Raw genomic sequence first — 24,230 nt, forward strand, 5'->3', positions numbered from 1 at the left:
CGGATCCTGTCCTGAGGCTTCCGACTTCAGACTCCTGACTTCCGACTAAGGGGCTGTTGCGCATGCAACAGCCCCTTTTCCATGGTATAATACCCCTATCCCAACTTTTAAGGAGGTTTTTCCCATGAACAAACAGATTGCAACTCCCAAAGCCCCCGGTGCCATCGGACCTTATTCCCAGGGTATCGAAGCGTCCGGCAAGACCGTGTATGTTTCCGGCCAGATCCCCATCGACCCGGCTACCGGTGAATTTGCCGGGACAGATATTGTGACCCAGACCCGCCAGTCCCTGACCAATGTGAAAAACATCCTGGAAGCCGCCGGCTACACCATGGAGGATGTGGTGAAGACTACAGTGCTTCTCAGCGACATTGCCGATTTCGGTCCCATGAACGAAGTGTACGGCACCTTCTTCACCGGCGTATGCCCGGCCCGTGCCTGCTTCCAAGTGGCCGCTCTGCCCAAAGGGGCCCTGGTGGAAATCGAAGCTTTTGCGTGCAAGTGATAAAAGGGGGCTGTTGCCATGGGCAACAGCCCCCTTTTTCACTCTTCCAACAATGCACTTTTCCGCTCCAGCCGGGTTACCGTTTCTTCCAGTCCCTGCCGGAGCACCGGGTAGGTGATGGCCCGAAGCCGGTCCACTGGACCGGAAATGGTCAGGACGAACCGTTTATCCTTCAGATGGAGGGGCATGGCGATGGCGGCCACCCCCTGGTCCACTTCTCCTTCCGAAATACAGTATCCGTCCTGGAGGATCTTCAGCAGCTGGTTCTTCAGGATCCGTTGCTTCGTCCGGTCCGGTTCCAGTTCCTGGAGCAGCTGCTCCCGCAGTTCTTCCGGCTGGGCGGCCAGCAGGGTCTTGCCTGTGGCGCCGCTGCGCAGAGGGACGATGTAGCCCCGTTCTCCCGCCACCCCCAGACGGTGCCGGCTTTTGGCCAGGTCCGCACAAATCCCCGTATGGCCCAGGAGCACGGACAGTACCACGGTTTCGTTGAACTTTTCCGCCAGCCGGTGCATTTCTTCCGACAGCAGATCCCGGGAGGTGTTGTGGACGGAAACGGCGGAAGCCACCAGCAGGATCCCGGTTCCCAGGTAGTACTTTCCGGTTTTGGCGGATTGTTCCATCCATCCAGCCTGCTGGAGGGTCCGGAGGATCCGGTAGACCGTGGTCTTGTGGAGCCCCAGGGCTTTGCTGATTTCCGTAAGGCTCAGGGTTTCCCGGCGCTGGGCGGCATACAGCTCCAGGATCCGGATGGCATGGAGGACGGAATGGACCGCCGGTGTGGTTTCTGCCATAACATTGAACTTCCTTTCCCAATGGATCTTGTTTTCCCTCATTATATGGAGAACCCAAAACAGGGTCAAGGAAAATTGTTTCGTTATAGTGTCCGTATTGCAAAATAGTGTCCGATTTCGTTGACTTCCCAGAGGGGTCTTCCTATAATGGTCCCAAGAGAAGGGGAAACCCCCATACAGAAAGAAGAGAAGATTGCACATGGACAACTTCAGCCTGCAGAAACCTTTGAATATGGCCCCTACGGGCATTGCCACCTTTGCCAAAACCGACCTGGCGCCGGATATTTACAACCTGAATGCGGATATCGCCATCCTGGGAGCGCCTTTTGACCTGGCCATCCAGGGACGTACCGGCTGCCGGCTGGGGCCCCGGGGCATCCGTCTGGGTTCCACCCGGTTTACCTACAAAAAAGGCGGCACCTACGATTCCGAACGGAAAGAATTCTACATGGATACGGACAAATGGAAGGTGGTGGACTGCGGGGATGCGGATTATATCCCCGGGGACCTGATGGGTACCATGGCCAACCTCCGGGAAGCGGTCCGGATCATCCAGAGCCAGGGCACCATGCCGGTGGTCCTGGGTGGGGACTGCGCCGTGGATTTCCCCATGCTCCAGGGCATGGAAGGGGTTGGCAAGTTTGACATCATCCACATTGACGCCCATCTGGACTGGACCAAACCTTTGGACGGGCAGAAATACTTCAACGGATCTCCCATGCGGAACGCGGCCAGCCTGCCCTATGTGGGACGGATCCTCCATCTGGGGATCCGGGGCATCGGCAGCAGCGGCCCGGAAGACTTTGCGGAAGCCCGGGAACACGGGGACGGGATCTACTCCGTCCGGGACGTGCGGAAAAAGGGCATCGAGGCCATCCTGGACGAATTTCAGCCGGCGGACAAAGTGGTGCTCTGCTTCGACATCGATGCCATGGATGCGGTGTACGCTCCGGCCACCGGTTCTCCCATGTTTGGGGGCTTCAACTACGACGATGCGGTGGATATCCTGGAAGCCATTGCCAACCATACGGAACTGGTGGGGATGGTGCTGACGGAAGTGGCCCCTCCTTTTGACGATGTGGGGGGCACCACCGGGTATCTGGCGGCCCGGCTGATTTCTGACATGCTGGGGTTTGCCACCAAGGCCCGGGAAAAGAAACAGGAGTAAGCCATGACAGGGCTGCAGAAAAGGCGGCCCGGACAGTGGATCACCATGATCGGGTTCTGTGTGGCCATGGAGGTGATCCTGGCCCGGTTCCTGTCTCTCCATACCTGGAATCTGAAAATCGGCTTCAGCTTTCTGCCGGTGGCGGCGGCTGCCCTGTGGGGCGGGCCTCTGGCCGGCGGCATCACCGGGGCCCTGGGGGATCTGATTGGAGCCCTGCTGTTTCCGGTGGGAGCTTATTTCCCCGGCTTCACCCTGTCCAGCTTCCTGGATGGGGCGGTGTACGGCTGGTGCTTCCGCCGGAGCACCGGCAAAAAGCAGATCCTGCTGGCGGTACTGGTGGTCCAGGTGGCCATCAGCCTGCTGCTGAACACCTTCTGGCTCACGGTATTGTTCCAGGTCCCCTGGAAAGACCTGGCCACTCTCCGGCTGTTCCAGTGCGCTGCCGGGATCGTGATTAAGTTCGGGATCCTGAGCCTGGTACTGCCGGTATTGAAGAAACATCTGGTTCCCTTAGGAAAATAAAAGATGGGTGTGCTGCACGTCTTGTGCAGTACACCCATCTTTTCAATCTGCTCCTAAAGGTATTTCTTCTTTTTCTTTCTTTTCCTGGATCTCCTTCCAAAGTTTTGCAGCCATAGGAGCCCAGGCTTTGGCATAAGCTTGGCAGCTGCCGCAGAGGGTATCCACGTCTTCCGGAGACTGGAGATCGGTGGAACGGGCTCCGGAGCGATGGACCATGGCCTTCAGGCAGTCCGGGTTTTCCAGCATGGGGCAGGGCCGCAGGTGATTTTCATTGAAGGGCTGGCCTTTGGCATACTCCTGGAACAGGGGCTGGCGCAGGCAGGTGAGCAGGTCGTCCCGGTTGATATTGGCACTGGAATAGTGGATGAATACACAAGGTTCCACATCCCCGGCCGGGTTGATGTGGCAGTAGTTCCGACCCCCGGCGATGCAGCCGCCGATGAATTCCCCGTCGTTCTGGAAGTCGATGGGGAACAGAGCGATGGGATTTTCGCTGCTGCGGATCTCCCGAATCCGCCGGACCATATAGGCACGCTGCTCCGGGGTAGGCAGCAGATCCAGGGACGCTTCGTTGCCCACGGGCATATAATGGAAGAACCAGCTGTACCAGGCTCCGTTGTCTACCAGCATCTGGAGGAAACGGTCACTGGTGACGGTCTCGATGTTCTTCCGGGTGTAGCAGATGGATGTCCCGAAGAAAATCCCGTATTTCTTCAAAAGGGCCATGGCGTGCATCACTTTATCGAAATCACCTTTGCCACGGCGGCTGTCATTGACTTCCCGATAGCCTTCGATGCTGATGGAGAAGCTCAGGTTCCCCACGTCCACTACCTGGCGGCAGAAATCCTCATCGATCAGGGTGCCGTTGGTGAAGGCGTGGAATTCACAGTCCGGATGGGCCCGGCAGAGCTTCAGGATATCCCCTTTCCGGACCAGAGGTTCGCCCCCGGTCATCATGAAGGTATGGACCCCCAGGGCTTTCCCCTGAGTCACGATATTGTCCATGGTTTCATAGGAAAGGTTCAGGGTATGGCCGTATTCCGCCGCCCAGCAGCCGATGCAGTGCATGTTGCAGGCACTGGTAGGGTCGAACAGGATGGTCCAGGGAATGTTGCAGTGGTATTTTTCCCGGCAGGCTTTCCGGGTCTTCAGTCCATAAAATCCCGATTCAAAACCCAGATTCATGATCCCGGTTTTCAGGATATGGGGATTCAGGGTATCCAGGCCCCGTTCCACAAACTTCCACCATTTTCCGTCCTGGCGAATCAGTTCCCGGGCACCGGCAAAGGAGGAAGGGGCGAAAAAGCTCCCAAAGAATTTCTCCATCAGATAGGAAAGACGGAGCAGGGATTTCTTCCGTTCTTCCGGATCTTTTACAGACAGTACATGATCAACCACCGTTTCCACGGCTTTCCGTTCAGCATCATGGATCAGCTTGCTTTCCATGATCCCTCATCTCCTTCATTACAACTTCAGATATAAGTATAGCAGACGGAGATTAAAAGTCAAAAAGACAAATCAATTTCACAATTAAAAAATAAACAAAGAGAAAAGTGTAACATGGTGTTACAAAAAAAGCTGTGAAGAAATGAGGATCCATTTCTTCACAGCTCCTTACAAAAAGTGCTCCAACAACGCAAACACGCCGCCTCCGGCCAGCACTGCTACGCCCAGGGATTTGGTCTTCAATACCAGGGGAGTGATCAGCAGGGTGGTCAGCAGGGGAATGTTGTGGAGGGACAGGTTCAGGCGGCCTTCTGTCAGGAAAATATCCGGGAACACCAGGGCTCCGAAAATGGCCGGAGGCACAAAATTCAGCCACACCTTGAACCAGTGGGGAATGGGATGTTTCCGGATAATGGCCATGGGGATCACCCGGGGCAGGAAGCCGGTCAGGGCCATGATCAGGATTACACAGAGAATATAAGTCTGGTTCATGCTTCACTGCCTCCTTCCACGGGCCCGCAGTCTTCTTCCACTTCCGGCGCTTTTTCCGGCTGGATTTTCTTTTCATGCTTCAGGTATACCCAGGCGGCCAGTCCGGAAGGGATCAGGGACGCCAACACAATATGGAGCTTGTAGGGTACCACCTGGGACAGCACCACAGCCAGGATCCCGGCAGTCAGGCCGGTGATCACCATGGTCCGGTTCTTCAGGTAGTTGGACCAGATCCCTAGGAACATGGCGGTCAGGATGTAGGACACCAGGGACAGATCCAGGTGGATCAGCCGGGAGGCATAGCAGCCGAAGGCGTTGGCTACTGCCCACACCCCCATGCTGAGGATATCCAGGCCCAGCGCTTCTTCATGGGTCCAGTGGTCCTGCCCTTCCTGGAAGGAAGAAAGGTTCACCGCAAAGGTCTCATCGGTGGTGCCGTAGGCGAACAGCCCGGTGTAGAGTCCTGATTTTTGAGAGACCAGAGGAGCCAGAGTGGAGGTGAACAGGGAATACCGCAGGTTCACCATCAGGATGGTGAGAGCAATGGAAATATAGGAGGCACTCTGGAGCATCATGGCGATCCCGATGAACTGGGAACTGCCGGCAAAGGCCAGCACGCTCATAATGAACATATGGAAGGGATTCAGGCCGGCCTTTTCTCCCAACATGCCGCAGGCCATTCCCAGCACCCAGTACCCCAGGATAATGGGAGCGTCTTTCTGCAGTACACGCCGTGTAATATAAGCCATGAACAAAACCCCTCTTTCTATGTATAATGGATACAGAATTCTTTGTCCCATATTATATACCAGTTTACGAATTTTTACTATAAAAACGCAAATATGGTATAATGAACCTATGACACAATATTGCAGAGGGACTTTTGTTACGAAAAGCACCCAAAAATCAAAGCTATCATTCGGGAGTGATAATTATGGCAGAAATCAGACCTTTTGCTGCCCTCCGTCCGGTACCGGAGCTGGTCAGTCAGATTGCTGAATTACCTTATGATGTAATGAGCACCCAGGAAGCACGGGATATCCTGAAAAAGAATCCTCTGAGTTTCGTCCGGGTCACCCGGGCGGAAGCGGATCTGCCGGAAAATGTGGCAGAATCGGATCCCAGGGTTTATGCCAAAGCCCGGGAAAACCTGGAGGACTATGTGGCCAAAGGCCAGATGAAACAGGATCCCCAGCCCTGCTACTATATCTACCGGCAGCAGATGGGGGCCTATATCCAGATCGGTCTGGTGGCTGCCGCCTCTCTGAAGGAATATAAAGAAGGGATCATCAAACGCCATGAACTGACCCGCCAGGTGAAGGAAACGGACCGGGTGAATCACATTCTGTCCACCAAAGCCCAGACCGGGCCGGTGTTCCTGGCCTACCGAAGCAAGGGACTTTTGACCGCCTTCCTGCTGGAATACATGGGCAGCCATACGCCGGTGTACAATTTTGTAGGGGATGACAAGATCCGCCACACCCTGTATGTAATCAGCGAACCTCTGAAGGTGAAGGAAGTGACCCGTCTGTTCCAACAGGTGCCGGAACTGTACATCGCCGATGGCCATCACCGGTGCGCCGCAGCCCTGCGGGTGGCGGAAGAACTGGCCAAACGGCCGGGTCAGACCGGAAAGGAAGAATACAACTACGTGCTGTCCGTGATCTTCCCCTCCAACATGCTCCATATCCTGCCCTACAACCGGGTTGTACGGGATCTGGGAGAACTGAGCGAAGAGAAGTTCCTGGAAATGGTCCAGGAAAACTTCCTGTTGGAAAAGGACGACCGGCCGGTGGAACCTCAGGTTCCTCACACCTTCGGCATGTATATCAGCGGCCAGTGGTACCGGCTGACCGCCAAACCGGATACCTATCCCACCGCTGACCCCATCCATTCCCTGGATGTAAGCATCCTCCAGGACAATCTGCTGGCACCGGTGCTGGGCATCGACGATCCCCGGACGGATCCCCGGATCGACTTTGTGGGAGGCGTACGGGGGCTGGGTGCCCTGGAAGACGCGGTGGACGGGGAAGATGCCACCGTGGCTTTCTCCCTGTACCCCACTTCCATGGATCAGCTGATGACGGTAGCGGACAAGGGACTGGTGATGCCTCCCAAATCCACCTGGTTTGAACCAAAGCTCCGGGACGCACTGACTGTACACTTAATAGGAGATGAACAAGATGGGAAGAATCTTTAATTTCGGGGCAGGGCCCTCCATGATGCCCCTGCCGGTGCTGGAACAGGCCCAGCGGGAACTGCTGGATTACAAGGGAAGCGGCATGTCCATGCTGGAAATCAGCCACCGGAGCCCCCTTTTCGAGGAAGTGAACGACCAGGCCCAGGACCATATCAAAAAACTGCTGGGCATGGATGACAGCTGGAGCGTGATGTTCATGGGCGGCGGGGCCACCCTGCAGTTCTCCATGGTCCCCATGAATTTCCTGACTCCAGGGAAGACCGCAGCCTATGCCATTACCAGCACTTTCTCTGAAAAGGCCATCAAAGAAGCCAAAAAAGTGGGGAATGCGGTGGAAGTGTACAGCAGCAAGGCCACGGGCCTGGACCGGGTGCCCCGGCCGGAAGAACTGGTGCTGCCGGACAACTGCGCCTATCTCCATCTTACCGGGAACTGCACTGCAGAAGGCCTGGAATATTTTGACTATCCGGATACGGGGGATGTGCCCCTGATCGTGGACATGTCTTCCGACATCCTCAGCCGGCCCATCCCCCTGGACAAGTTTTCCCTGATCTACAACGGGGCTCAGAAGAACATCGGTCCTGCAGGGGTCACGGTGGTCATGGCCAAAAAGGATTTCCTGAAGGGACGGGATCCCCAGCTGCCCATTATGATGAACTACGAAACCTATGCGGACCACGATTCCACCTACAATACCCCGCCGGTATTCGGCATCTATCTGGTGGATCTCATGTCTCAGTGGCTGCTGGACCAGGGAGGCCTGGAGAAGGTGGAACAGCGGAACATCGCCAAGGCCAGAAAGGTCTATGACGTGCTGGATGCCCATCCGGACTTCTACAAGGGCCATGCCCAGAAGGACAGCCGGTCTCTGATGAACGTAACCTTCAACCTGCCCTCCAAAGATCTGGAAGGCAAATTTGTGGAAGAAGCCAAGGCTTGCGGCATGGCAGGGCTGAAGGGCCACCGGGCCGTAGGGGGCATCCGGGCTTCCATCTACAACGCCATGCCGCTGGAAGGCGTCCAGAAGCTGGTGGACTTTATGGAAGATTTCTGGAAGAAAAATCGCTAAGGACGTGACACCATGTTTATTTCCCTGTCAGAGGGAATATTGACCATCCGGGCGGATGGCATCTGCACCACCTCCCTGGCAGCGGTGATGCTGCTTTTGGGGGTGTGGCTGAAGGGACAGAGCCGGCTGCTGCGGAAATACTGCCTTCCTGCACCGGTGGTAGGGGGCACCCTGGCTATGCTCCTGGTGTTCCTGGGCCACGAAACCGGGCTGTTCCAGATGGAATTCGATACCCAGTTCCAGATCCCCTTTATGATTTCCTTCTTTACGGCGGTGGGACTGGGCGCCAAGCTGTCTGCCTTCAGCAAAGGGGTGAACAAAGGCGGGAAACTGCTGCTGGTCTACTGGCTGATCACCGCCTTCATCTCCCTGTGCCAGAATCTCATCGGCCTCACCGTAGGCCGTGTGATCGGCCTGGAACCGGCCTATGCCCTGCTGTCTTCTGCCATTTCCATGGTGGGAGGCCATGGGGCCGCCGGGGCCTATGGGAGCACCTTCCTGAAAATGGGGTATCCCGCCAGTATGGAAGTGGGGGCCTCCGCCGCTACCTTCGGGCTCATTGGAGCGGTGATGTGCGGAGGGCCCATGGGCCGTTTCCTCATTGAAAAATACCATCTCCATTCGGAAGACACGGAAGAGGTCCAGCCCCTTCCGGAAAAGCCCAGGGAACTGACCCATCAGCAGATGGCCAAACTGGACATCCTGATCAATGTGGCGGTGATCCTGATCTGCATGGGCCTGGGGGTATGGCTGGCCCAGGGGGTGGGAATCCTGCTGAACATGACCTTCCCCAGTTATGTGTGCGCCATGTTTGTGGGGGTGCTGGTCCGGAATCTGAATGAAAAGTTCCAGGTATACCGGTTCAGTGAATCCCTGGTGGGGTCCTTCGGGGAAATTATGCTGAACCTGTATCTGGCCATTGTGCTCATGTCCCTGAAACTGTGGGAAATGGCCGGGATCCTCAGCGGGGTCATGCTCATTGTGCTGGCCCAGGTGGCCTTCATGCTGACCATGTGCTATTTTGTGGTGTTCCGGCTGCTGGGGAGCAACTACGATGCGGCGGTGATGTGCGCCGGTCTCTGCGGCCACGGGCTGGGGGCGGTGCCCTCTGCCATGGTGAACATGACGGTGCTGGCGGACCAGTACGGCATGAGCCGGAAAGCCTTCCTGATCGTGCCGGTGGTGGGGTCCTGCCTGGCCGATCTGGCCTATCAGCCCCACACCCTGCTGTTGATCAAGCTTTTTGTGGAGAATCTGAATTAGGGGGTGCTGCTGAGCAGCACCCCCCTTAATTCACAAGAAGTTTGACTTTTTGACATTGACAGGGTTACAAAAATCGGATACCATGCAGAGTAGAGAAGGAAATTTTGACAGTTCTTTACAAGGAGGAACGGACAGATGAAAAAAGGTCTGGTGATTTTCTTTGCGGTGGTCCTGCTGCTGGCCGGGTGGATCTTCGGGTCCTACAACGGGGTGGTCACCGCCAACGAAAATGTCAATGGAAAATGGAGCCAGGTGGAAACCCAGCTCCAGCGGCGGAGTGATCTGATCCCCAACCTGGTGAATACGGTGAAGGGATATTCCGCTCATGAAAGCCAGGTGTTCACCGATGTGGCCAATGCCCGGGCCAAACTGGCAGGGGCCCAGAACGTCAGCGAAGCGGCCCAGGCCAATGGGGAACTGAGCAGTGCTTTGAGCCGGCTTCTGGCCATTTCCGAAAACTATCCCCAGCTGAAGGCCAATACCAACTTCATCCAGCTCCAGGATGAACTGGCCGGGACGGAAAACCGGCTGGCGGTGGCCCGTAAGGACTACAACGATGCGGCCCAGGCCTACAACGCCAAGATCAAAAGCTTCCCTACGGTGCTGGTGGCCCGGATGATGGGCTTCCAGGAACGGAGCTATTTCAAGGCGGATCCCCAGGCCCAGAAGGCGCCCCAGGTGAAGTTTTAACCGGGGGAACACCATGAAAGGAGGAGGCCTATGAAACGGCTGCTGCTGCTTCTGGTGCTGGTCTGCCAAATGGTCTTTGCCCCGCTCCAGGCAGGAGCGGCAGCCCAGGTCCCGCCCCGGCCCACATCCAGCATCTATGTCCAGGACCAGGCGGGGGTCCTGTCCCGGAGCACCCGGGACACCATCAGTGCCTACAGTACGGCCCTGGCTCAAAAGACCAAGGCCCAGATTGTGGTGCTGACGGTGCCCAGCCTCCGGGGACAGTCCCTGGAGGACTACTCCCTGACGGTGCTCCGTCAGTGGGGGATCGGGGACAAGGAAAAGAACAACGGGGTCCTGCTGCTGGTGGCAGTCCAGGACCGGAAAAGCCGGATCGAGGTAGGGTATGGGCTGGAAGGCGCCCTGCCGGACGGGCTCACCGGACGGATCCAGGACCAGGCCATGCTGCCCTATTTCCGTCAGGGGGATTATGACCGGGGCATCCTGAATGCCTATTCAGCCATCCTCCAGACGGTGCTGAAAGAGTACAATCTTACCCCTCAGGACCTGCAGGTGGAAAAGACCCTGCCGGCCAAACAGGGGGACAGTGTGACCATATCTCCCTTGATGGCAGGGGCCGGGCTCCTGGGGATCCTGATCCTGTTTCTCCTGGACCGGGTGCTTTTGGGAGGCGCCCTGTTCCGGTTCCTCTTTTACCTGTTCTTCTTCCGGGGCGGCGGCCGCGGAGGCGGCGGCTTCGGCGGAGGAGGCTTCGGAGGCGGCAGCTACGGGGGCGGCTCCGGAGGCGGCGGGGGCTCCAGCAGGAGTTGGTAGGGGCTGCGGAGCAGCCCCCTGGACAACGGTCAGCTGACAAAAAAGGGTGTTGCACGCAACGTGCAACACCCTTTTTTTACTATTAGAACCGGAAATCCCGTTCCCCTCCATCGATTTTCTGGAGATAGGATTCGCAGGTGGCTCTTACTTGCGGGTTGGGAATGTGGTTCAGTTCTTTTTGGATGGCTTCCATGCCTTTCTGGCGGGTTTCCGGGGAGGCGTAGTCGTCCAGGTATTCCCGGAGGGTCAGCAGGGCATTGGGCTGGCAGCAGTTGGAGATTTCTCCCGTTTTGGCCAGGCTCATGAACCGGTCCCCGGTGCGGCCGGCCCGGTAACAGGCGGTGCAGAAGCTGGGGATGTACCCGTCGGTGAGGAGCCAGTTGATCACCTGGTCCAGGGTCCGGTTGTCATTTACTTCAAACTGGGCGGAATCTTCTTCTTCCTCTTCTGCATAGCCCCCCACGCTGGTCCGGGAAGCGCCGCTGATCTGGGAAACCCCCACTTCCAGTACAGCTTTCCGGGTGGCAGCGGATTCCCGGGTGGAAATGATGATCCCGGTGTAGGGAACGGTGATCCGCAGGATGGCCACGATCTTCTTGAACATGGCATCGGAAATGGCGTTGGGGAAGGACTGGACGGAAATGTCGTCGGCCGGACGGATTCGGGGCACGCTGATGGTGTGGGGCCCTACCCCGAACATGGCTTCCAGGTGTTCCTTGTGCATCAGCAGGCCGGCAAAGTCATACCGGTACATATTGAGGCCGAACAGCACCCCGACTCCCACGTCGTCGATGCCTCCCTCCATGGCCCGGTCCATGGCTTCCGTATGGTAGGCATAGTCATGTTTGGGACCGGTGGGATGGAGCTTTTCGTAGTTTTCTTTATGGTAGGTTTCCTGGAACAGGATGTAGGTGCCGATACCGGCTTCCTTCAGCTTCCGGTAGTTTTCCACGGTGGTGGCGGCGATGTTCACGTTCACCCGGCGGATGGCGCCGTTTTTGTGTTTGATGCTGTAGATGGTATGGATGCATTCCAGGATGTAGTCAATGGGGTTGTTCACCGGATCTTCCCCGGCTTCCAGGGCCAGCCGTTTGTGGCCCATGTCCTGGAGGGCAATGACTTCTTTCCGGATTTCGTCCTGGGTGAGCTTCTTCCGGGCAATGTGTTTGTTCTTCATGTGATAGGGGCAGTACACACAGCCGTTGACGCAGTAGTTGGACAGATACAGAGGGGCAAAGAGCACGATCCGCTGGCCGTAGATCTTGTCCTTGATTTCCCGGGCCAGGTCATAGATCCCTTCCAGGATGGAGGGGTCTTCGCAGGCCAGGAGCACGGAAGCTTCCCGGTGGGTGAGGCCTTTCAGGGTCCGGGCCTTTTCCAGAAGGCTCCGGCAGTAGTCCAGGTCTTTGCTCTGCTTATCCGCAAAAGCCAGGGTGTCCAGGATTTCCTGGTGGTTGATGAATTCATCCGCTTTCGGAGATGCAGGATTGTACGGTATGGTCATTTTTTCCTCCCCTTCGCTCCCTCTGAAATAGAAAAAAGGAGCCCGGCCTGAAAAAGGCCCAGCTCCCCCTGTGATTCGTTCCTGTACTGCCTTAGTACTCGGTTCACCTTGTACGCAGGGAGCAGATTATGGATATTGTAACGTGTGGAACAAAAAAAAGCAAGGTCATAAAACAACGATCCCAGGAGCCAGCTTACCGCTCCTGGGATCATTCTCTGTATTCAGTTGTCAAAGTTTCCAGGTCTTTCTCACTCAATTGTATTTTGGACTCACCCCAATAATCATTTCTGTTCGTACTTACACGATCCTGTATTTTGGACTCACCCCAAAAGCCAATTGGCTTACTTGAATTTCAATTCCTGATAACCGATCAACGCAGTTGCCGGGTTCAAAAGAGCAGTCCCGGTAAAGGTTGCAGTTTCGAAAGTGGCTTTGTAAATCACAAACGGTGTACCGCTTTTATCGTCTGTATATTTCGTGACCACAATATTCTTGGCATCCGGATAGTCTGCCAATATGGTTCCTTTCACATCAGCTTCCGTTTTGTTCACCGTAACGGATCCAGGATAGTTGCTCGTCTTGATGACGGCACTCCGTACCTTGCTGGTGGCCCGGTCCACAACGATTTCGTACCGCTGCAGGGTATCGGGAACCAGATACTCCAGATCAAACTTTGCATCATCCGTCTTCGCACTTGTCAGCACCGCTTCAGGCGGTACGACCTTCGCTGCAGCATCAATCGCAGCCTGTTTGCTGGCAATGGTATCTTTTACGGCTGGTGCAGCCATTGCGGGAACAACCGTACCAAAAGAGGAAGCAACAACCAATCCGGCAACGATTGCTTTCGCGATCTTTTTATCTAGGCCCATTGGAAACCCCTCCTGTCTTTCGGAACTTCCAACCTTCCCTGTCTTTGGTTGGATTTCCTTTCTTGGCTTTATCATAGCATTTTTCTAAAAATATGCAAGAAAAATCAGAAAGCGGCTGAAAAAGTTACAGTTTTTGTATAAAATGGTACGGCACAAAAAAAGAAGCTGTTGCATTTGCAACAGCTTCCTGTACATTCAATTGGTGGCCCCGGAGTGATTCGAACACTCGACCTTTTGGTTCGTAGCCAAACGCTCTATCCAGCTGAGCTACGGAGTCATTACCGAACAGTCATTATTATACGGGAAAGGGGAAAATCTGTCAAGGTGTTTTTGAAAAAACGGAAGAAAATCGGAGATATCCGGGAGGAAAGCCGGGACCCTCTAGGCATTTCTGCCCTGATATTATATAATAAGATATTAATCAATTACTGTTTTTACAGAAAGAAAGGCAAAGGTGTAACATGCTGTTTACGGATAAAGCAAGAATTTATGTGGAAGCCGGATCCGGTGGCGACGGTGCTTCCAGTTTCCGGAGAGAGAAATATGTGGCCTGCGGGGGCCCGGACGGAGGCAACGGAGGCCGGGGCGGTTCCGTGGTGCTGGTGGCGGACAAGGATCTGAATACCCTGGTGGATTTCCGCTACAAGCGGAAGTTCGTGGCCCAGCGGGGCGGCAACGGGGCGGCCAAGAACTGCACCGGGGCCAAGGCACCCAATGTGGAAGTGAAAGTGCCTCTGGGGACCGTGGTCTATGACGATGCCACCGGGGTGGCCCTGGCGGATCTGGCCCATCCGGGAGACCAGTTTGTGGCTGCCCGGGGCGGCCGGGGCGGCAAAGGGAATGCCTGCTATGTGACCAGCACCAAGCAGGGGGTCACTTTTGCGGAAAAAGGCGAACCGGGGACCAAGGGCTGGCTCCGGCTGGAACTGAAGATGCTGGCGGATGTGGGGATGGTCGGGTATCCCAGCGTGGGGAAATCCTCCATTGTGGCCCGGGTATCCGCTGCCCGTCCGGAAGTGGCGGCCTATCACTTCACCACCCTGACCCCCGTGCTGGGAGTGGTCCGGCTGGATGCGGAAACCAGCTTCGTACTGGCGGACCTGCCGGGGCTCATTGAAGGGGCGTCCCAGGGTGTGGGCCTTGGCCATGACTTCCTCCGGCATATCGAACGGACCCGGGTGATCCTCCATGTAGTGGATGTAAGCGGCTGCGAAGGCCGGGATCCGGTGGAGGATTTCAAGAAGATCAATGAAGAGCTGGTCCTCTACAGCGAAAAGCTGGCCAAACGGCCCATGCTGGTGGTGGCCAACAAAATGGACCTGCCCGATGCGGAAGAGAACTTCAAAAAGCTGGAAGCCTATGTGACGGCCCAGGGGTATCCCATTATGAAAGCCTCTGCCGCCACCGGTCAGGGGCTTCGGGAAATCATGTGGAAGGCCTATGAGATGCTCCAGAAGGCTCCGGCGGAAGAGGAAGTCATCGACATCGGCAAAGTGGAAGAAGCGGATCCGGATTCCTTTACCATCCTGCGGGATACGGAAGATGCGGATTTCGAAGTGAAAGGGAAGAACATCGAACGGCTGGTGGCCATGACCAATTTCGACAACGAGGAAGCGGTGTACCGGTTCCAGCTGATCTGGCGGAGACTGGGGATTGAAAAGGCCCTGAAGGAAAAGGGCATCCAGGAAGGCCAGTCGGTGAAAATCGGAGACATGGTCTTCGATTACGAAGAGCAGTAAGGGGAAGCGGAGCCTGAAAAGCAGGTTCTGTCTGTATGCACAAAGGGGTTGATTCCATGGATCGCGCCAAGATGGCAGAAGTCAAACGTGTGGTGGTGAAAGTCGGGACCAGTACCATTACTTATCCCAACGGCAAGATCAACTATGAAAAAATCGAGAAACTGGCCCGGATCATGACGGACCTCCAGAACCAGGGGAAAGAAATGATCCTGGTGTCTTCCGGGGCCGGAGCAGCCGGGGTGGGCCGGATGGGCCTGGACGCCAAGCCTTCCACCATTCCCGGGAAACAGGCCTGTGCCGCTGTGGGCCAGGGCATCCTGATGCATATTTACGAACGGCTTTTCGGGGAATACGGCCAGGTGGTGGCTCAGGTACTGCTGACCAAGTCGGACATGGTGAACCGGCACAGCTATGCCAATGCCCGGAATGCGCTCCAGGAGATGATTTCCTGGGGGGTGATTCCCATCATCAACGAAAACGACGTGGTGGCCATCGATGAATTCAAGATCGGGGACAACGACAACCTGTCCGCCCTGGTGGCCAGCCTGGCGGATGCGGATCTGGACATCCTGCTGTCGGACATTGACGGACTCTATACCGCCAATCCCAAGACTCATCCTGAGGCCAAACTGGTTTCTGTGGTGGAGGAAGTGACGCCGGAAATCGAAGCCACTGCCGGAGGAGCCGGATCCAAGAATGCCACCGGCGGCATGCTCACCAAGCTCCAGGCGGCCAAGAATGCCATGAGCGCCGGCATTGCCCTGATCATTGCCAACGGAGAGGATCTGGAAATCCTTCGTCGGATCATGAGAGGAGAACCAGTGGGGACTCTGTTCGTCCCTCGGGAAAACCATCTCCGGTTCCGGAACCAGTGGCTGGCTTTCGGGTCCAAGATCAGCGGAAAGATCATTGTGGATGAGGGGCTGGCCAAAGCCCTGCGTCAAAAGGGGAGCTGCAGCATCCTGCCGGTGGGCATTACCGCTGTGGAAGGCAGCTTCGACAGCGGGGACACGGTGAGTGTCCGGGATCAGGAAGGCCATGAACTGGCCCGGGGCATGACCAACTACAACGCGGAAGACCTGAATCTGATCAAAGGCTGCAAGACCAGCCAGATCGAAGAAAAGATCGGCTACAAACATTATGATGAAGTCATCCACCGGGACAACCTGGTGGTATTGTAAGAGGGGGCGGAAACCATGTATGAAGTGGGAATGGTGCGGACTCAGGGAGAAGCCGCCAAAAAGGCTTCGCTGGAACTGGGCATCCTGAATACCCGGGTAAAGAATGCGATCCTGGAAAGTATGGCGGACGGGCTCTTGGCGGAAGAAAAGGCCATCCTGGAAGCCAATGCCGTGGATATGGAAGAAGGCCGGAAATCCGGGCTCCGGGACTCTCTCCTGGACCGGCTGCTGCTGACCCATGACCGGCTGGTCCAGATGGCCAAAGGCATCCGGCAGGTGGCCGGGCTGCCGGATCCGGTGGGGCGGATCCTCAGCGGGGCCAATCTGGCCAACGGACTGACCATCACCAAGATTTCCGTGCCTCTGGGGGTCATCGGGATCATCTATGAAGCCCGGCCCAATGTGACCGCCGACGCCATTGCCCTGTGCGTGAAAAGCGGCAATGCTGTGATCCTGAAGGGGGGCAGGGAAGCCCTCCATTCCAACAAGGCCGTCAGCGATGTGCTGATTGTCTACGGGGAAAAGGCGGGACTGCCCCAGGGATCGGTCCAGTTCGTCAATGTGCCGGACCGGGCTGCGGTGGATGAACTGATCCATCTGGAAGGCCTGGTGGATGTGGTGATTCCCCGGGGCGGGGCCGGACTGATCAAGAACGTGGTCCACAACGCCTCTGTGCCGGTGATCGAAACTGGCGCCGGGGTGTGCCACACCTATGTGGATGCCTATGCCAACGTGCCCATGGCGGTGGAAATCGCCATGAACGCCAAGGTGAACCGGCCTTCCACCTGCAATGCCATGGAAACCCTGCTGGTCCACAAGGACATTGCGGACGCTTTCCTGCCGGCCATGCTGGAGGCTTACAAAAAGGCCCATGTGACCATCCTGGGGGATGCCCGGACCCAGGGCTACAGCGGGGATGTGCAGCCGGCCTCGGAAGAGGACTGGGCCACGGAATACGGTGATCTGCGGCTTTCCGTGAAGGTGGTGGACAGCCTGGAAGAGGCCGTGGCCCACATCCGCCGGTACGGCACCGGCCATTCGGAAGCCATCGTGACGGACAACTATGAAAATGCCCGGAAGTTCCAGCAGCTGGTGGATGCGGCAGCGGTGTATGTGAACGCCTCCACCCGGTTCACTGACGGGTTCGAATTCGGCTTCGGGGCGGAAATCGGCATCAGCACCCAGAAACTCCATGCCAGAGGGCCCATGGGTCTGCCGGAACTGACCACCACCAAATATCTGGTCAACGGCAATGGCCAGGTCCGGAAATGACCGGAACGACCATGCATGGACAGTAAGAATTTCTGAGTTGTTTATAGACTGTTCATGGGAGATTCATAAATCTTTTATACAATAGCAGTATCCATAAGAGAATGAGGGAGCGGATGTATGGAGAGCCATTCTCTGTACATCCGTGTTTTTTCCTGTAAAACGGGAAGATGATGGAGGGAAAACAGCGTGAACATCGTGCAGAAGCATAAAGTGCTGCTGATTGTCCTGGCAGTCCTGGTTGCCGGCGGGGCCGGCGGCTACAAGTACTACCAGGTCAAAAAGACCCAGGAGGCTGTGGCGGCCACCCGGACCGATGCGGTGCAGCGGGGGGATCTGCGGAAGACCATTTCCGCCACCGGGGCTCTGAAAGCCCTGGACAATGTGGATATCAACTCCAAGATCACCGGGCGTATCGTCCAGGTCTATGTAACGGAAAATCAGCATGTGACCGCGGGCCAGGCTCTGGTGAAACTGGATGATACCTCTTTGAAGGCCACCCAGGAAATGAAGCGGGCTGCTCTGGCGGACAAACAGGCCACCTACGAACGGGACCAGGCCCTGCTGGAACAGGGGGCCATTGCCCAAAGCGTATTCGATACGGCAGAAGCCAATTATCGGGTGGCCAAAGCAGAATATGAACAGGCTACGTCCAATGTGAATGATACGGTGATCAGCACTCCCATTGACGGGTATGTGATCGGTAAACCCACTCCTGTGGGGCAGACCGTATCCTCCGGTATTTCCACGCCTCAGGTACTGATGAGTGTGGCCAACCTGGACAAAATGCAGATCTACCTGATGGTGGATGAATCGGATATCGGCCAGATCAAACAGGGGCAGACCGTGGAGTTCACCGTGGACGCCTATCCCAATGAAATCTTCAAGGGAACCATCAGCCTGATCGGCCGCAGCGCCACCACCACCAACAACGTAAACTACTACACCTGCTATGTGGATGTGGAAAATTCGGAAGGGAAGCTGCTGCCCACCATGACCGCCCGGGCCAATGTGATCGTGGATGAAATCCAGGATGCCCTGACTGTTTCCAACAAGTGCCTCCATACGGAGAATGGGGAAAAGTATGTGCTGGTCTATGACAAGGCCACCAACACCAGCCGGAAGGTGCCGGTGAAGGTGCTGCTTACCGGGGAAGACCGGGTGGCGGTCCAGGGGGATCTCCAGCCTGGGGATGAACTGGTTGTGAAGACCACCAAGGCCACCGGCGGCACCAACAACAGACGGATGGGGCCTCCGATCTAAGAGACGGGAGGACAGCCATGAACGTCATTGAACTGAAAGACATTGTAAAAAGCTATCAGATGGGGGATGCCATCGTCTATGCCCTGAACCATGTAACAGTGGATTTCGAACAGGGCAAATTCACTTCCATTGTGGGGCCTTCCGGCAGCGGAAAATCCACCATGATGAACATCCTGGGCTGTCTGGACCGGCCTACTTCCGGGGAATATTATCTGGAGGGAAAGAACATCGCCAACTACACTGACGATGAACTGGCCCGGACCCGGAACCGGCGGATTGGATTCGTGTTCCAGAGCTTCAACCTGCTGAACCGGCTGACGGCGGTGGAAAATGTGGCCCTGCCCCTGATTTACGCCGGGGTGAACCTGGAAGAGCGGACCAAAAGGGCGGAACAGGCCCTGACCAATGTGGGGCTGGGGTCCCGGATGTATCACAAACCCAACGAAATGTCCGGGGGCCAGCGGCAGCGGGTGGCCATTGCCCGGGCCCTCATCAACAATCCGGCCATCATCATGGCCGACGAACCCACCGGGAACCTGGACACCAAATCCACCCTGGAGATCATCGACATCTTCGAGAAGCTGAACCAGGAGGGGAAAACAGTGATCATGGTTACTCACGAACCGGAACTGGCGGCCATGACCCAGCGGATCCTGGTGATGCGGGACGGCCGGCTGACGGAAGAGAAAGAGGGAGGAGGTCAGGTGGTTGTTTAGAGAATGTGTGAAAATGGCCTTTGAAGGGATGCTGGCCAACAAGATCCGGACCTTCCTGACTATGCTGGGGATCATCATCGGGGTGGGCGCCGTCATCGCCATGGTATCTCTGGGACTGGGGATGCAGCAGAAGGTCAAGGAAAACATCACCAGCATGGGCAGCAACCTGCTGATCGTTATGAGCGGCGGCCGGACGGCCAATGGCCAGCGGATCGCCAGCGGCAGCGGGGCCAAACTGACCTACGAGGATGCCAAGGCCATCGAAAAGAACGTGGACGGCATCAAGTATGTGGCCCCGGGGGTGCAGGCCAGCTATCAGCTGGTGGCCGGGAACCAGAACTGGACCTCCCAGGTCCAGGGTGTCACACCCAACATCCTGTCCATCCGGAACTATTCCATCGATCAGGGCCGGATGTACAGCCAGCGGGATATGAACGGACGGGAACGGGTGTGCGTCATCGGGAAGACCGTGGCGGATACCCTGTTCCCGGACGGGAATGCTGTGGGGCAGATCATGCGGATCAACAAGGCTCCCTTTACGGTGATCGGGGTGCTGGCTTCCAAGGGACAGTCGGCTATGGGACAGGACCAGGATGACATTGTGTTCGTTCCCCTGACCACAGCCATGCAGCGGCTCATGGGGCTCACCTATATCCGGAACATCACCATCCAGTGTGAAAATGAAAACACAGTGTCCCAGGTCCAGTCCGATGTGGTGACGCTCCTCCGGACCCGGCACAAGATCAAGACGGGAATGGATGACGACTTTTCCGTCCGGGATCTGACGGAAATCATCAAGACCGCCCAGGAGACCACTGGGTCCATTACCCTGCTGCTGGCCATTGTGGCCGGAATCAGCCTCCTGGTGGGGGGCATCGGTATCATGAACATCATGCTGGTGTCCGTTACGGAACGGACCCGGGAAATCGGCATCCGAAAAGCCCTGGGGGCCACCTATCACGATATCCTGCTCCAGTTCCTGGTGGAATCCATGGTAATCGGGGTCACCGGGGGCACCACTGGCATGATCCTGGGGACGGTGATTTCGGTGATTGCTGCCAAGATCATTGGCTGGCCCATTGTGATTTCCATTGCAGCCACCATTATTTCTGTGGTGTTCTCCGTGGGCATCGGCCTGTTTTTCGGCCTCTATCCGGCCAAGAAGGCAGCCCTCCTGGATCCCATCGACGCCTTGCGCTATGAATAAGGCACCCAAGCCCACCCTCCGGCAGAAATGGAGAGGGTTCCAAGCATTCCTCCGCCGTCCCAAGACCCGTTTCGACATCAAAGACCGGGGCCGGGCCCTGGTCCTGTTCCTGATAATTGTGGCAGGACTTATGTGGGTGGTGGAGAAAATAGGAGAATAAAAAAGCTTGCTGTCCGTGGATGTCTTCCACACGGGCAGCAGGCTTTTTTGTCAGCGGCAAACGGTTAACGGTCAACGGCCGGATGATAAAATCTGCAGGCAGATTTTTTGAATAGGCACATTGATTCTATTGGAAAAAAGCTGTAGGGCGGTTCTGAACTTTTGTGTTTTCCCCTACTGTACGATTTTATAATACGAATATCTCCCTTTTCCAATAATCTTCAATTTCTTTTCTTTACATAATGTTTGTAGAATGGTATAAGCTTGAGTTTTCGTAATATGCAGCAACTCTACTACATCGTTTTTTGTGATGCTGCCATTCTGACGTTTTGCAAGGGTCAGAACCATTTCTGGGAAGCGGACTGAATCAATGCCGCGCTGTCTGGTATATTCTTTTGCTTTGCCTGTCTTTGTGTAAGGGCTGCATCCCAACATAAACATGCGGTTATGTCCTCTGCCTATTTCTTCCACCAAACCGCGTTCAATCAACATTTCCATCATTGGTTTAAGTCTGGAAAGTTGGATATGGGTCTTTTCAGATAAATCTTTGCTGCTCATTTTCCGTTCACTGTAAAGAGCTGAAAGTACCAGTAACGTATTGATGGAAAGAGGATGTCCGATACTTTTTTGCTCATCCATGACCATTCGGATAAAAGGCAGATCGGCTTTGGCACGTGGAATGAAGAGAACCACATTTTTTGTAGTGGATGCAGAATAATCTGGCCAAGGTCGGCCAAAAGTAATGGAACCTTCAAAAATACGATCTATACCGCGTCCCGTCCTTTCAGCCAGACCAATTCTTTTTAAGGCATCTGATAAGGTGGGGTTCCGCCCATAAGGTTCAGCCGTCAATAAATTATCCAAAGAAATACCATCAATGAATCCTCCCGGACTGCTTATAGTTAATCCTTCATCTGTCAGTTGCACATGGACTGATCCCAGTACAGAATAATCCCGATGCGCGAATGCGTTGATTAAACCTTCACGAAAAGCTGGCTTAGAAAATTCTGGAATGGGTATTCTAAAAAGGCCATAGTCAAATTCCTTTTCCGGATTCCAGGGCTTCATATATTCGGAGAATAATTCAACCAATTCGATAATTGGTTTACAGTAAGATTCGTTGATAACGACGTTGGTTCCTTGGAGTACTTGAAAATCCGCTTTTGCCGTTGGAACAAGTTTTCGTAAACTGTTTTCTTTACCGATCAAGAGCAGACCAGTTAATGTTGGATAGACCTTTTCTCCTACGCGTGCTGTAAACTGCAAGGCCTGTGCCAGTTCTTCATCAGTTAAGGTGAGTAAAGACTGCTCCCCATTCTGGTTCTGGATGGTTTCCCGTAACCTGATAAGTTGATTTGGATCCAAGTCTTCCAGGGATCCGTCCTTAATGGGCTGTGCTGAAAAGTCAAGCTTCCGCAAATCAGAGAGCCGAGTATAGATCTCATAAGGATACATGGGAATGACTTCCGGGGTTCCATCGATTTTCAATCTTCTTTTTAAAATTTTACCAGAAGCAGAAGCAACAATAGAATAGCTTTTGGGAATATGGATTGCCATAATGGGTAAATTTTGTGCATAAATCACTTCGGTACGGACAGAAAGAGAGGGGCGGGTCTTGTTGGCAATTAAAGCTGCCAATCTGATCGGATCCTGATGAGCAGATATGATTCCGGTGATACGGCCATCATCCTCTATACCCAGATAAAGAGTGCCGCCTTCCGTATTGGTCATTCCAACGATTTCATCGATCAAATCATTGACAGGATACCCTTTTCCGCTATTCCCCCGGTCGCTCTTAAATTCAATAGACAGTGATTCTTTTTTTGGTAAATTGTCTGTCTGCATCGTAACACCTGCCTGTTTCAATAAAAGAATTCAACTTAATTCAACTCATTAAACAAATATCAAAAGGGATTCAATTCATTTTAACTCAATAAATGAATTGAATCAATGATATCAACTCAAAAAATGAGTTGAATTGAATTGAAATTGAATTAAAGAAATAAAATGGAAATTATTGGAATGTTGTAATCCTGAACCCGTAGGGGCCGCACGCCGGGCGGCCCGCAAGTTTGACGGATACAAAGGCGAAAAGAGAGGACATCTGTCTTACAGCAGATTCATGAACAGGGTGATGATCAGCGAGTTTACGATATCCGTAAAAAATCCTCCGCAGATGGGAATGATCAGATAAGCCTTTTCCGAAGGACCATAGACCTTTGTCAGGGAATCCATATTGGCCATGGCATTGGGGGTGGCCCCCATACCAAATCCGCAGTGGCCGGAGGACAGGACAGCTGCATCATAATCCCGTCCGCAGCAGGAAAAGGTGATAAAATAACAGAATGCGGCACAAATGCCTGTCTGGATCAGGAGAATCACCAGCATGGGCAGAGCCAGCCCTGCCAGCTGTTGGAGTTTCAGCCCCATCATGGCCAGGGCCAGGAAAAAATTCAGACAGATGGAACCTATGGTGCTGATTTCCGGGACGGGAATATTCTGCCCCTGGCTGTCACTGATATTGCGGATCAGGATCCCGATAATCATGGAGCCTACATAAGAGGCCATGGTCAGGTGGATCTGGTTGAAAAAGTACGTGATAAAGGTGCCTGCTCCAGAGGCCAGGAATAAAAGAGCAAGGGCCCAGGTCCCTCGTTCTGGATCCAGCGTTTGTCGAAAATGCGTGTTTTTCTCCAGTTCTGCTTTGGCTTCTTCGTTCTTGAAACCTGAAGAACTGGTTGTCAGGTGAAGAGAAACAATGCGTTTTCTGGCAACCGGATTGCCAATGAGATTTCCTGCAATCAGGCCATAGGTGGCTGCAGCAATGGCAACTGTTAAAGCATTGCTGATGCCCATGTCTTCCAGCAGAGGAGCGAAAGCAGCAGAAGTTCCATGGCCTCCTGTCAGGGGCAGAGAACCCAATGCCAATCCCAGCAGAGGCGGAAGACCGAAGAAGTGACACAGCAGGGCACCGGCCGTATTCTGGAGAACTATCAGAACAGCTACAACCGCCATAAAGACAATCAGTGTCTTACCTCCTTTTTTAACCATGGAAATGCTGGCGGAAAACCCCACACTGGTAAAAAAGAGATTCATGAAAACACTTTGAAGACTGGTGTCCAGAGTCAGATTCAGCAGGTTGAGTTCAAAAAGGGAAAACTGGAGAAGTGCAAAAACAATTCCTCCGATTACCGGACTGGGAATACAGTATGTCTGGAAAAATGCAATTCTCTTTTTCAGGACGGATCCCAGATAGAATACGATAACGGCCAAAGCCATGGTATGATAAAGATTCAGGGATATAGTCATGGTAATACCTCCTTTTCAAGAGATGGAAGGACAGTGTCTTTTTGCTGCCGTCATT

The 24,230-nt window shown here is 54.8% G+C and carries 23 protein-coding genes and 1 tRNA gene; 15 read left to right on the top strand and 9 right to left on the bottom strand.

From position 1 onward, the window contains the following. Positions 1–124: 124 nt before the first annotated feature. Entirely contained in the window at positions 125–505 is a 381-nt protein-coding gene (locus tag QVO43_RS00940; protein ID WP_022486751.1) for a RidA family protein, read from the top strand. Positions 506–543: 38 nt separating this feature from the next. On the opposite strand, the gene QVO43_RS00945 is transcribed toward QVO43_RS00940, so the two are convergent. Continuing rightward, complete coding sequence (locus QVO43_RS00945; protein ID WP_022486752.1) at positions 544–1,296, bottom strand: IclR family transcriptional regulator; 753 nt, start codon at positions 1,294–1,296, stop codon at positions 544–546. Positions 1,297–1,495: 199 nt separating this feature from the next. On the opposite strand from QVO43_RS00945, the gene QVO43_RS00950 reads away from it, so the two are divergent. Both QVO43_RS00950 and QVO43_RS00955 read left to right on the top strand, forming a co-directional pair. After that, positions 1,496–2,464, top strand: a complete 969-nt coding sequence (locus QVO43_RS00950) for an agmatinase (protein WP_022486753.1) — start codon at positions 1,496–1,498, stop codon at positions 2,462–2,464. 3 nt (positions 2,465–2,467) lie between these two features. Next, positions 2,468–2,986: a folate family ECF transporter S component gene (locus QVO43_RS00955; RefSeq protein WP_022486754.1), complete on the top strand. Its 519-nt coding sequence runs from the start codon at positions 2,468–2,470 to the stop codon at positions 2,984–2,986. Between the two features lie 42 nt (positions 2,987–3,028). On the opposite strand, the gene QVO43_RS00960 is transcribed toward QVO43_RS00955, so the two are convergent. From QVO43_RS00960 to QVO43_RS00970, 3 genes are all read right to left on the bottom strand, one after another. Then, positions 3,029–4,432: a radical SAM protein gene (locus QVO43_RS00960; protein ID WP_022486755.1), complete on the bottom strand. Its 1,404-nt coding sequence runs from the start codon at positions 4,430–4,432 to the stop codon at positions 3,029–3,031. A gap of 168 nt (positions 4,433–4,600) precedes the next feature. Next, the gene (locus tag QVO43_RS00965) at positions 4,601–4,924 is read right to left on the bottom strand and encodes an AzlD domain-containing protein (protein ID WP_022486756.1); all 324 of its coding nucleotides are present in this window, start codon (positions 4,922–4,924) and stop codon (positions 4,601–4,603) included. Continuing rightward, positions 4,921–5,673 (bottom strand): AzlC family ABC transporter permease, encoded by a 753-nt coding sequence (locus tag QVO43_RS00970; RefSeq protein WP_022486757.1) that lies wholly within the window; start codon positions 5,671–5,673, stop codon positions 4,921–4,923. The genes QVO43_RS00965 and QVO43_RS00970 overlap by 4 nt, the downstream gene beginning before the upstream one ends. Before the next feature lie 185 nt (positions 5,674–5,858). On the opposite strand from QVO43_RS00970, the gene QVO43_RS00975 reads away from it, so the two are divergent. From QVO43_RS00975 to QVO43_RS00995, 5 genes are all read left to right on the top strand, one after another. Next, positions 5,859–7,124 (top strand): DUF1015 domain-containing protein, encoded by a 1,266-nt coding sequence (locus QVO43_RS00975; RefSeq protein ID WP_022486758.1) that lies wholly within the window; start codon positions 5,859–5,861, stop codon positions 7,122–7,124. Beyond that, positions 7,108–8,193 carry a 3-phosphoserine/phosphohydroxythreonine transaminase gene (gene serC, locus QVO43_RS00980; RefSeq protein ID WP_022486759.1) on the top strand — a complete coding sequence of 362 codons (1,086 nt, stop codon included), beginning with the start codon at positions 7,108–7,110 and terminating at the stop codon, positions 8,191–8,193. Before QVO43_RS00975 ends, serC begins: the two co-directional genes overlap by 17 nt. Before the next feature lie 12 nt (positions 8,194–8,205). After that, a complete protein-coding gene (locus QVO43_RS00985; protein WP_022486760.1) occupies positions 8,206–9,456 on the top strand; it encodes a sodium/glutamate symporter in 1,251 nt (416 codons plus the stop codon). Between the two features lie 135 nt (positions 9,457–9,591). Beyond that, positions 9,592–10,146, top strand: coding sequence for a LemA family protein (locus tag QVO43_RS00990; RefSeq protein WP_022486761.1), 555 nt, complete (start codon positions 9,592–9,594; stop codon positions 10,144–10,146). A 30-nt stretch (positions 10,147–10,176) separates the two neighbouring features. Then, a complete protein-coding gene (locus tag QVO43_RS00995; protein ID WP_022486762.1) occupies positions 10,177–10,959 on the top strand; it encodes a TPM domain-containing protein in 783 nt (260 codons plus the stop codon). Positions 10,960–11,041: 82 nt separating this feature from the next. Here QVO43_RS00995 and hydG read toward each other — a convergent pair whose 3' ends face one another. The 3 genes from hydG to QVO43_RS01010 form a co-directional block, all read right to left on the bottom strand. Continuing rightward, a complete protein-coding gene (hydG, locus tag QVO43_RS01000) occupies positions 11,042–12,463 on the bottom strand; it encodes a [FeFe] hydrogenase H-cluster radical SAM maturase HydG (RefSeq protein ID WP_022486763.1) in 1,422 nt (473 codons plus the stop codon). Positions 12,464–12,804: 341 nt separating this feature from the next. Beyond that, entirely contained in the window at positions 12,805–13,332 is a 528-nt protein-coding gene (locus tag QVO43_RS01005) for a hypothetical protein (protein ID WP_022486764.1), read from the bottom strand. Between the two features lie 200 nt (positions 13,333–13,532). Further along, a tRNA-Arg gene (locus tag QVO43_RS01010) sits at positions 13,533–13,609 on the bottom strand. Positions 13,610–13,793: 184 nt separating this feature from the next. On the opposite strand from QVO43_RS01010, the gene obgE reads away from it, so the two are divergent. The 7 genes from obgE (at position 13,794) to QVO43_RS01045 (ending at position 20,867) form a co-directional block, all read left to right on the top strand. Then, the gene (obgE, locus tag QVO43_RS01015; RefSeq protein ID WP_022486765.1) at positions 13,794–15,071 is read left to right on the top strand and encodes a GTPase ObgE; all 1,278 of its coding nucleotides are present in this window, start codon (positions 13,794–13,796) and stop codon (positions 15,069–15,071) included. A gap of 56 nt (positions 15,072–15,127) precedes the next feature. Next, positions 15,128–16,252 (top strand): glutamate 5-kinase, encoded by a 1,125-nt coding sequence (proB, locus tag QVO43_RS01020; RefSeq protein WP_154487599.1) that lies wholly within the window; start codon positions 15,128–15,130, stop codon positions 16,250–16,252. Positions 16,253–16,267: 15 nt separating this feature from the next. Continuing rightward, positions 16,268–17,524, top strand: coding sequence for a glutamate-5-semialdehyde dehydrogenase (locus QVO43_RS01025; RefSeq protein WP_022486767.1), 1,257 nt, complete (start codon positions 16,268–16,270; stop codon positions 17,522–17,524). A 186-nt stretch (positions 17,525–17,710) separates the two neighbouring features. Then, positions 17,711–18,784 carry an efflux RND transporter periplasmic adaptor subunit gene (locus QVO43_RS01030; protein WP_022486768.1) on the top strand — a complete coding sequence of 358 codons (1,074 nt, stop codon included), beginning with the start codon at positions 17,711–17,713 and terminating at the stop codon, positions 18,782–18,784. A gap of 17 nt (positions 18,785–18,801) precedes the next feature. After that, positions 18,802–19,500 carry an ABC transporter ATP-binding protein gene (locus QVO43_RS01035; RefSeq protein ID WP_022486769.1) on the top strand — a complete coding sequence of 233 codons (699 nt, stop codon included), beginning with the start codon at positions 18,802–18,804 and terminating at the stop codon, positions 19,498–19,500. Further along, positions 19,493–20,707, top strand: coding sequence for an ABC transporter permease (locus QVO43_RS01040; protein ID WP_022486770.1), 1,215 nt, complete (start codon positions 19,493–19,495; stop codon positions 20,705–20,707). The genes QVO43_RS01035 and QVO43_RS01040 overlap by 8 nt, the downstream gene beginning before the upstream one ends. Next, complete coding sequence (locus QVO43_RS01045; RefSeq protein WP_288174262.1) at positions 20,700–20,867, top strand: hypothetical protein; 168 nt, start codon at positions 20,700–20,702, stop codon at positions 20,865–20,867. The genes QVO43_RS01040 and QVO43_RS01045 overlap by 8 nt, the downstream gene beginning before the upstream one ends. Positions 20,868–21,040: 173 nt before the next feature. On the opposite strand, the gene QVO43_RS01050 is transcribed toward QVO43_RS01045, so the two are convergent. Both QVO43_RS01050 and gltS read right to left on the bottom strand, forming a co-directional pair. Further along, positions 21,041–22,711, bottom strand: a complete 1,671-nt coding sequence (locus QVO43_RS01050) for an RNA-binding domain-containing protein (protein WP_022486771.1) — start codon at positions 22,709–22,711, stop codon at positions 21,041–21,043. Positions 22,712–22,975: 264 nt separating this feature from the next. Beyond that, a complete protein-coding gene (gene gltS / locus QVO43_RS01055) occupies positions 22,976–24,175 on the bottom strand; it encodes a sodium/glutamate symporter (protein WP_022486772.1) in 1,200 nt (399 codons plus the stop codon). Positions 24,176–24,230 lie beyond the last annotated feature (55 nt).

It is taken from the genome of Acidaminococcus sp. CAG:542, assembly GCF_000437815.1.
In the GTDB taxonomy this organism is placed as follows: domain Bacteria; phylum Bacillota; class Negativicutes; order Acidaminococcales; family Acidaminococcaceae; genus Acidaminococcus.

Excerpts from the sequence above, each read along its gene's own strand:
- QVO43_RS01035 (WP_022486769.1), top strand. The coding sequence starts at position 18,802 with ATGAACGTCATTGAACTGAAAGACATTGTAAAAAGCTATCAGATGGGG.
- QVO43_RS00945 (WP_022486752.1), bottom strand. The coding sequence starts at position 1,296 with ATGGCAGAAACCACACCGGCGGTCCATTCCGTCCTCCATGCCATCCGG.
- QVO43_RS00970 (WP_022486757.1), bottom strand. The coding sequence starts at position 5,673 with ATGGCTTATATTACACGGCGTGTACTGCAGAAAGACGCTCCCATTATC.
- QVO43_RS00975 (WP_022486758.1), top strand. The coding sequence starts at position 5,859 with ATGGCAGAAATCAGACCTTTTGCTGCCCTCCGTCCGGTACCGGAGCTG.
- obgE (WP_022486765.1), top strand. The coding sequence starts at position 13,794 with ATGCTGTTTACGGATAAAGCAAGAATTTATGTGGAAGCCGGATCCGGT.
- proB (WP_154487599.1), top strand. The coding sequence starts at position 15,128 with ATGGATCGCGCCAAGATGGCAGAAGTCAAACGTGTGGTGGTGAAAGTC.
- gltS (WP_022486772.1), bottom strand. The coding sequence starts at position 24,175 with ATGACTATATCCCTGAATCTTTATCATACCATGGCTTTGGCCGTTATC.
- QVO43_RS01005 (WP_022486764.1), bottom strand. The coding sequence starts at position 13,332 with ATGGGCCTAGATAAAAAGATCGCGAAAGCAATCGTTGCCGGATTGGTT.
- QVO43_RS00960 (WP_022486755.1), bottom strand. The coding sequence starts at position 4,432 with ATGGAAAGCAAGCTGATCCATGATGCTGAACGGAAAGCCGTGGAAACG.
- serC (WP_022486759.1), top strand. The coding sequence starts at position 7,108 with ATGGGAAGAATCTTTAATTTCGGGGCAGGGCCCTCCATGATGCCCCTG.
- QVO43_RS00940 (WP_022486751.1), top strand. The coding sequence starts at position 125 with ATGAACAAACAGATTGCAACTCCCAAAGCCCCCGGTGCCATCGGACCT.
- QVO43_RS01045 (WP_288174262.1), top strand. The coding sequence starts at position 20,700 with ATGAATAAGGCACCCAAGCCCACCCTCCGGCAGAAATGGAGAGGGTTC.
- QVO43_RS00985 (WP_022486760.1), top strand. The coding sequence starts at position 8,206 with ATGTTTATTTCCCTGTCAGAGGGAATATTGACCATCCGGGCGGATGGC.
- QVO43_RS00995 (WP_022486762.1), top strand. The coding sequence starts at position 10,177 with ATGAAACGGCTGCTGCTGCTTCTGGTGCTGGTCTGCCAAATGGTCTTT.
- QVO43_RS01050 (WP_022486771.1), bottom strand. The coding sequence starts at position 22,711 with ATGCAGACAGACAATTTACCAAAAAAAGAATCACTGTCTATTGAATTT.
- QVO43_RS00955 (WP_022486754.1), top strand. The coding sequence starts at position 2,468 with ATGACAGGGCTGCAGAAAAGGCGGCCCGGACAGTGGATCACCATGATC.
- QVO43_RS01025 (WP_022486767.1), top strand. The coding sequence starts at position 16,268 with ATGTATGAAGTGGGAATGGTGCGGACTCAGGGAGAAGCCGCCAAAAAG.
- QVO43_RS00990 (WP_022486761.1), top strand. The coding sequence starts at position 9,592 with ATGAAAAAAGGTCTGGTGATTTTCTTTGCGGTGGTCCTGCTGCTGGCC.
- QVO43_RS00950 (WP_022486753.1), top strand. The coding sequence starts at position 1,496 with ATGGACAACTTCAGCCTGCAGAAACCTTTGAATATGGCCCCTACGGGC.
- hydG (WP_022486763.1), bottom strand. The coding sequence starts at position 12,463 with ATGACCATACCGTACAATCCTGCATCTCCGAAAGCGGATGAATTCATC.
- QVO43_RS00965 (WP_022486756.1), bottom strand. The coding sequence starts at position 4,924 with ATGAACCAGACTTATATTCTCTGTGTAATCCTGATCATGGCCCTGACC.